Here is a 6,077-nt window from a genome sequence, read left to right as displayed (position 1 = left end):
TCCGATCTCGTCGTCGTACACGGACTCGTCGTTCACGCGCCAATCGTGACCGAAGCACCGGCGGCGCGATAGAGGATCGGGCCTGCAACCGGCCACGGATGGCCGGTTGCAGGCGATGTCCGCCGATCAGGATGTCAGCGGTGGCGGGCCGGCGCGCTCGACAAGACGCGAGCGGAAGCCGCCGCGGTCGCGGGCGTCACCGTCCAGTCCGGGTGGCCCGGCATCGGCGGCGTCTTGGCGCCGTAGAGCCAGTCACCCAGGAAACCGCGCAGGTTCTGGCCGGAGATCCGGGAGGCCAGCGCGATGAAGTCGCCGGTCGACACCGACTTGCCGCGGTTCAGCGCCACCCAGGCCCGCTCGAGCAGCTGGAAGTCGCGGGCGCCGATCTTGTGCCGCAGGGCGTAGAGGACGAGCGCTCCCCCGTCGTACACATTGGGGTTGAAGACGTCCCAGATGGAGTCCGACCGCAGCGGGTGCGCGACCGGGCCGTAGCGGGCGCGGTACACGTCGCCGCGGGCGTACACGGCCTTGAAGTAGGACTCCAGGTCGGGCTCGCCGGTGTAGTCGGAGAAGATGCCGGTCTCGTCGGCGTAGATCAGCTCGTACCAGGTGGCGTGGCCCTCGTTCTGCCACACGTCGCTCCACGACGCCGGTGCCACGCTGTCGCCGAACCACATGTGCGCCAGCTCGTGCGCCGCGATCGGGTCGAGCACGAACTTCGGCGCTGCGAACAGCGCAGTGTCGTACAGCGAAAGGGTCTGGGTCTCGAGGGCGAAGCCGAGGTCGGTGTCGACGACCAGCGAGCCGTAGTTCTCGAACGGGTACCGCCCGACCTTGCCGATCATCCAGGCCAGCTGCGAGCGCTCGACCTCGGCCTTCGGCAGTAGTTCGGCGGCGAGCCGGCGCGGGACGACGTCGCGGATCGGGACGCCGGCGACCGGCGGGCGGGTGTGCACCACGAAGTCGCCGACGGCCGCCTGGATCAGCTCGCTGGCCATCGGCTTGGACTCGCGGTAGACCGACGAGACGTAGCCGCCGTGGCGGCGGTCGCCGAGGTGCCGGCCGTTGGCGACCCCGATCCAGCCCGCCGGGGCGGTCAGGGTGATCGTGTAGGTCGCCATGTCCCGCGGATGGTCGTTGCTGGGGAAGTAGTTGTGCGACTCGTCGGGCTGACCGGCCATGAACGTGCCGTCGGTCGTGGTCACGAATCCGGCCGGGGAGTCGGCATTGGCCTCGATCGGCGTCGTCTTGTAGTCACTGACGGTCACCCAGAAGCGCTTGCCGCGCTTCAGGTAGTGGCGGGGCGTGATGACCAGCTCGTCACCGGACCGGGAGAATCTCGCCCGGGACCCGTTGACCGTCACGCCGCCGACGGAGTCACCGCCGAAGTCGAGGTTGAACCGGGAGAGGTTCTGGGTGGCGACGGCCATGATGGTCACGTCACCGATGACCGTCTGCTTCGGATCCTTCCTGGGGTACCGGACACGCAGGTTGTAGTCCTGCACGTCGTACCCGCCGTTGCCGAGCAGGGGATACAGCCGGTCACCGAGACCGGCCGACCCGGGCGCCGGAGCGCCACCGTTTGCGTACGCGGGCGCCGCCGCCCCGGCGACCCCGACGAGCACCGCGACGAAGCTCGCCAGGAGAACAGAGAGACGACTAGCTATGAACGTTCTCATGGCGGGTGACGTTACGCCCGCCCCGCGCATTCGCAATCGAGATGCCGCGCGGGAGCGGATACGGCGGTGCCGATGTCCGCACCCGTTCCCCTCAGCGTTGATCGAGCGGGCGCCGCATGATCCAGGTCGGCACGATGCCCTCGCCCGTCACCGCACCGGTGCGCGGGTCGATCGCCCGCCAGCGGTGCTCGTGGGCCCGCGCGATCACGTAGCCCAGCTGCTCGTAGAACGCGATCGCCGCCGGGTCGTCGACGTCCACGTCGAGGCTGACCGTGCCGGCGTCGCGCTCCGAGCTCATCGTCTCGGCCGCCCGGACCAGCTCCGTGCCGATCCCCCGCCGCCGGTGCGAAGCGTCCACGGCCAGGCCGTAGAGCCATGGGTGGGGCGGGTCGCAGCCGTCGCGCCAGCGGACGCTGTTCACGCCGACGACGACGCCCGCGGTGACCGCCACGAGCATGCTGTCATCGCCCCGGGCCGCGGCCTGCAGGCGCACCTCCGCGCGGTCCCTGGAGCCCGCCAGCTCGGCCAGGGCGTCGAGATCCGATCCGGCCGCCGCGCGGATCGTCACGTCATCCGTCACACGCCCGATTGTCCCCGACCTCAAGTCAGAGCGCGCTCGGCGAGCCACCCTCGCGGCCGGTTCGCAGGTCGGCCGGGAGTCGCCACGGCGGCCGGGCCGGTGGCGTCATGCGGATGCGCGGTGCCGCGGTGCGCCCGCGCGGGTCGGTGGCCGTGTACCACTGGTGGCAGAAGATGGCGATGACCGCCAGGTGGATGAGGTCGCCGCCGTAGTACATGAGCTGGGCGCCCGCCTCGGCGGCGGCAGCCGGCACGCCGGCCGGCGGATGGGCGTACACGTATTTGGCCAGGATGCCGTGGGCCGCGAGAAAGGCGATCAGGACGACCGCGCGAACGGGGCGGCCCGGCCGCCGCGGAGCCGGATCGACTCCGATCACCGCCGCTGTCAGCAGATAGCCGGCGGCCAGCACGTGGGCCGGCACGATCGGGTTGACCGAGGCGTGCAGGCCGGTGGTGTAGAGCAGCCACAGGCCGCCGGCGTCGAGGACCGCGGCGGTGACCGGGTGGGTGACGAACCGGGCCGGCGGGCTGCCGAGCACGCGTGACACGGCCCGCCCGGCGCGGACCGGCAGCGCCCGCAGGGCCAGCGTCACCGGCGCGGCGAGCACGAGGAGCAGCGGCGCCGCCATGCCCAGCGTGAGGTGGCCGGCCATGTGCGCGGTGAAGTCGTGCGCCGGTCTGAGCAGCACGGCGACGGCGGCGATCGTCCCGGTGCCCCAGCACAGGACCCGCCACCAGGGCCACCAGCCGCCGGCCCGGCGCACGACCACGACCGCCGTCAGGTAGGCCGCCGCCGCGGCGAGCAGCACGGCGGCGAGCAGCCACGACCACGCCGTGATGAGGTGGCTCACGCCGCGACGGCCGTGCGGCGGGAACGGGCGAGCAGGACCACGCCGGCCGCCAGCAACGCGACCGCCACGATGTTCCAGGCCCAGTCGTACGGTGCGACGTCCACGTCGTAGCGGATCTGGTGCAGGCCCAGGAGTTTGTGCTGGATGGTTCCGTCGTACAGCTGGAAGGCGCCCGCCCCGGTCAGCAGCCCGCCCCACCAGCGCGGCCCGCTGTAGACGCGGCGGCGGCGCAGATCGGCGAAGAGGAACAGCGCCGCGACGGTGCAGAACCAGCTGAAGGCGTGGAACACGCCGTCGGACACCAGCCCGGCCGCGGGCGTCGAGCCGTCGTAGAAGTGATGCCAGTGCAGCAGTTGGTGAAACACCGTCTCGTCGACGAACGCCGCGATCCCCAGCCCGAGCATCGCCCCGGACAACTCATTCCGCATCGGCCCCGCCTACCCGCCGGGCCCGGTTCTATGCACCCCGTTCGATCTCGTCGCGAACGGGTATCCGGCGCCGCGAGGCCCAGGTGGTGACCACCGAGCAGGCCGCGACGGTCGGCGACCTGGCGGATCAGGTGTCGGTCGCCATGGACCGGCTCAGCTCGCTGGACGCCGGCTCTCCTCACTGAGCGTCTCTTCGCTGAGGGCTCTGGCCAGCTCGGCCGGGCGGCTGAGCGCGCACATGTGGCCGCCGGGGACCGTCTCGGGCGTGATGCCCAGCCGCTCGCGGGCGACGCGGACCTGGAAGTCGTGCGGGAACACCCGATCGTCGCGGGCGGCGAGGACCCGGGTGGGCACGGTGGGCCAGGCGTCCAGCGGCCACGGCTCGACGCAGGGCTTCTCCGCCTGGGCCGGCTCGCCGCGGGCGGCGTACTCGTCGATCACCGCCTGCGGAACGTCGTGGAAGAAGGACACGATCTCGTCGTACTCGGCATCCGGGTCGCGGCCCTCCCGGACGTCGAACGCCCGCCGCGCCTCCTGCTGGCCGGTCGCGGCCCACCAGTCCCCGAACGACTCGCCGGGCGCCGGGATCATGGCATTTAAGAGGACCAGCCGGCGCACCGGCAGCCGGTCGCAGGCCAGCGGCGCGCTGAACGCACCCATCGAGTGGGCGACCAGGACGAGCTCCGGCCGCCCGGCGGCGGCGACGATCGCGTCGGCGTACGCCGCCAGCCCGGCCTCCTCGTCCGCCGCGGGCAGATCCACGGCGACCGCCTGATGGCCGAGGCGCCGCAGCTCGGGCAGCAGCAGGTGCCAGTCCCAGGCGGCCCCGCCCGCCCCGGGCACGAGTACGAACGTCATCTCCATGGCCCGCATCCAACCACCGCGTCACCACCCCTCGCCGAGCACCCGGTCGAGGGTGTCGGCGAAGAAGTCGGCATCGCCGACGCCGATGCCCAGCGGCGGCTTGATCTTCAGCACGCACATCCGGTCGGAGGTCGGCTGCATGATGACGCCGAGCTCCCGCAGCCGCTCGCAGATCGCCGCGGTCTCCTCGCGGGCCGGTTCCAGCGTCGCCCGGTCGCGCACCAGCTCGACGCCGAGGTAGAGGCCCATGCCGTGGACGGCGCCGACGATCTCGTGCCGGTCCATCAGCTCGCGCAGGCGCTGCCGCAGGTGGCCGCCGACCACCCGGGCGTTCTCCTGGAGGCCCTCGTCGCGGAGGGCGTCGAGCACGGCGAGGCCGGCCACGCTGCTGACCGGGCTGCCCCCGGCCGAGGAGAAGAAGTAGCCCTGGCTGCGGTAGCCGTCGGCGATGGCCCGGGTGGTGATCACCGCGCCGAGCGGGTGCCCGTTGCCCATCGCCTTGGCGACCGTGACGATGTCCGGCACCACGCCCTGCTGCTCGAACCCCCAGAAGTGTTCGCCGAGCCGCCCGTACCCGACCTGCACCTCGTCGGCGATGCACAGGCCCCCGGCCCGCCGCGTCGCCTCGTACACCCGCCGCAGATAGCCGTCCGGCAGCGGCATGCCGCCGGCGTTGCCGTAGAAGGCCTCGGCCAGGAACGCGGCCGGCTCGCCGATGGCCGCCACCGCATCCTCCGCGTAGCGGAAGGCCCCCTCGCCGCGGTACCGGCCACGGAAGCTGTTCGGCGCGTCGACCGTGCGGACCCAGGACGGACGGCTGCCGAGCGCGTTCGGGTTGTCGGCCACCGAGGTGGAGACGGCGTCGGTCGCATCCGACCAGCCGTGGTACGCCTCCCGGACCACCACCACGTCGCGCCGGCCGGTGTTCGCCCAGGCGAGCCGCAGGGCCAGGTCGACCGCCTCGGTGCCGCTGTTCACCAGGAAGACGGTGTCGAGCGGGTCCGGGAGCAGCGCGGCGAGGCGCTCGGAGAGCTCCACGACGGCCCGGTAGTGGAACCGCGAGTTGGTGTTGAGCAGGCGCCACTGCTGCTCGATGGCGCCGGCCAGCCGGGGATGGCCGTGGCCGAGGATCGCGACGTTGTTGAGCATGTCCAGATAGGACCGCCCGGCGGTGTCGAAAAGGTGGTGCCGCCAGCCGCGCTCGATCTGCGGCGGGTCGACGAAGTAGTGCTCCTGCACCCGCGCGAAGGACGCGTTCCGCCGGTCTAGGAGCGCCGCGCGGCCGCCGCCCTCCTCGGCCCCCGGCGCCACCAGCGGCGTCGGGTCGGGGCACACGGCGGCCCAGGCGTCCGCCATCCCGGCCGTGACGAAGAACGGCGGACGCTCGGGGAGGCGGCAGACCTGCACGCGCAGGGTCTTGCCGGCGATCACCCGGCCCTCGGCCAGCGTCGCGCCGCCCAGCCACAACGTCTGGCCGTCGCCGCGGACGGCGATCGCGTCGTCGTGCCGCTCGACCGCGCCGGGCCACGGCAGCCGGATCTCCTGCGGCCCGTCGCTGAACACCTCGACGCCGAGCCCGACCGTCGTATAGAAAAGAAGTGAATGCGCAAAAGACATAATCGATTCACAAAAAATAGGTACACGAAAAACAAGTTAAGGGATGCAGTTTATGCATC

The 6,077-nt window shown here is 72.1% G+C and carries 6 protein-coding genes; all 6 read right to left on the bottom strand.

Annotation, left to right across the window (positions count from 1 at the left end; genetic code table 11):
* Positions 1-134 precede the first annotated feature (134 nt).
* The 6 genes from AB0M20_RS22290 to AB0M20_RS22265 all read right to left on the bottom strand — a co-directional run bounded on the left by AB0M20_RS22290 (position 135) and on the right by AB0M20_RS22265 (position 6,018).
* A complete protein-coding gene (locus AB0M20_RS22290) occupies positions 135-1,679 on the bottom strand; it encodes a M1 family metallopeptidase (RefSeq protein ID WP_364301016.1) in 1,545 nt (514 codons plus the stop codon).
* A 91-nt stretch (positions 1,680-1,770) separates the two neighbouring features.
* Positions 1,771-2,259, bottom strand: a complete 489-nt coding sequence (locus AB0M20_RS22285) for a GNAT family N-acetyltransferase (protein ID WP_364301014.1) — start codon at positions 2,257-2,259, stop codon at positions 1,771-1,773.
* A 25-nt stretch (positions 2,260-2,284) separates the two neighbouring features.
* Complete coding sequence (locus tag AB0M20_RS22280) at positions 2,285-3,109, bottom strand: cytochrome c oxidase assembly protein (protein WP_364301012.1); 825 nt, start codon at positions 3,107-3,109, stop codon at positions 2,285-2,287.
* A complete protein-coding gene (locus AB0M20_RS22275) occupies positions 3,106-3,537 on the bottom strand; it encodes a DUF2243 domain-containing protein (RefSeq protein ID WP_364301010.1) in 432 nt (143 codons plus the stop codon). Before AB0M20_RS22275 ends, AB0M20_RS22280 begins: the two co-directional genes overlap by 4 nt.
* Before the next feature lie 153 nt (positions 3,538-3,690).
* Positions 3,691-4,410 (bottom strand): alpha/beta hydrolase, encoded by a 720-nt coding sequence (locus tag AB0M20_RS22270; protein ID WP_364301008.1) that lies wholly within the window; start codon positions 4,408-4,410, stop codon positions 3,691-3,693.
* 12 nt (positions 4,411-4,422) lie between these two features.
* A complete protein-coding gene (locus AB0M20_RS22265; protein WP_364301006.1) occupies positions 4,423-6,018 on the bottom strand; it encodes an aminotransferase class III-fold pyridoxal phosphate-dependent enzyme in 1,596 nt (531 codons plus the stop codon).
* Positions 6,019-6,077 lie beyond the last annotated feature (59 nt).

Origin of the sequence: Actinoplanes sp. NPDC051633 (assembly GCF_040681735.1) — a bacterium.
Taxonomy (GTDB): domain Bacteria; phylum Actinomycetota; class Actinomycetes; order Mycobacteriales; family Micromonosporaceae; genus Actinoplanes.
The sequence above is the reverse complement of the archived record's forward strand: the minus strand, read 5'-3'. Positions and strand labels throughout refer to the sequence as shown.